Annotated in this window: 1 protein-coding gene; it reads left to right on the top strand. The window is 68.4% G+C overall.

Annotation, left to right across the window (positions count from 1 at the left end; genetic code table 11):
- Nucleotides 1–1,343: amino acid adenylation domain-containing protein (locus tag ACF08M_RS41660; RefSeq protein WP_392190530.1), on the top strand; the 1,343-nt coding region annotated here is incomplete at both ends.

Below are 1,343 nucleotides of genomic sequence, written 5' to 3'. Positions count from 1 at the left end.
CTGCGGCAGCTGGTGGCGGACCCCGGCCGACGGGTCGGAGCGGTGGAGCTGTTGGAGCCGGCGGAGCTGGAGGTGCTGCGGGGGTTCAATGACACGGCGGTTGTGGTGCCGGATGTGACCGTTGCCGGGTTGGTGGAGCGGCAGGCGGTGGCGATGCCGGATGCGGTGGCGGTGGTCTTCGGTGAGGTGTCGCTGTCGTACGGGGAGTTGAATGCGCGGGCGAATCGGCTGGCGCATGGTCTGATCGGTCGTGGGGTTGGTCCGGAGACGGTGGTGGGGCTGGCGCTGCCGCGCTCGGCCGATCTGGTGGTGGCCCTGCTCGGGGTGCTCAAGGCGGGTGGCGGCTATCTTCCGATCGACCCCCGCTACCCCAGCCGCCGCCTGGAGTTCGTCCTGTCCGATGCCCGCCCGCGGTTCATTCTCACCGAGGCGTCCACCGCGTCGTTGCTGCCGCGGACGGACATTCCGCATCTGCACCTCGGCGAGGTGCTGGGTGAGCTGGAGCGGGATCCGGTGGACGGGGATCGGGTGGTGCCGCTGCGGCCGGAGCATGTGGCGTACGTGATGTACACCTCGGGGTCGACGGGGACGCCGAAGGGTGCGGTGATTTCGCAGCGCAATGTCGTCAATGATGTGGTGGGGCTGGCGGCCCGGGTGGGTCTGACGGCCGGTGCGCGGATGCTGGCGGGTACATCGGTCAATTTCGATGTGTCGGTGTTCGAGATCTTTGCGACGTTGAGTGTGGGCGGCTGTGTCGAGGTCGTACGGGATGTTCTGGAGCTGGGGGAGCGCGGCGGCTGGTCGGGGAGTGTGATCAGTACGGTTCCGTCGGCCTTCGCGGAGCTGGTGGATCAGATCGCGGATACGACCACGGTGGAGACCGTCGTCTTCGCGGGCGAGGCACTGCCCGCGGCGTTGGTGCACAAGGTCCGGGAGGCGTTCCCTGGAGTGCGGATCGTCAACGGCTATGGGCAGAGCGAGAGTTTCTACGCCGCCACGTTCGTGCTGCCGGGTGAGCAGGAGTGGTCGGGGAGTGGCAGTGCTCCGATCGGGCGTCCGCTGGGCAACGTGCGGACGTATGTGCTGGGTGCGGGTTTGACCCCCGTTCCGGTGGGTGTGGTCGGCGAGTTGTACGTGGCCGGGACGATCGGGCGTGGTTATCACGGTCGTGAGGTGCTGACCGCGGAGCGTTTTGTCGCCGACCCGTTCGGGCCTGCGGGCAGCCGGATGTATCGGACCGGGGATCTGGCGCGGTGGACGGCGGACGGTCAGCTGGAGTACGTCGGGCGCGGTGACACCCAGGTCAAGGTCCGCGGCTTCCGCATCGAACCGGCCGAGGTCGA

Origin of the sequence: Streptomyces sp. NPDC015032, assembly GCF_043080425.1 — a bacterium.
Classification (GTDB): Bacteria; Actinomycetota; Actinomycetes; order Streptomycetales; family Streptomycetaceae; genus Streptomyces.
This window is presented reverse-complemented; position numbering and strand designations above follow the sequence as displayed.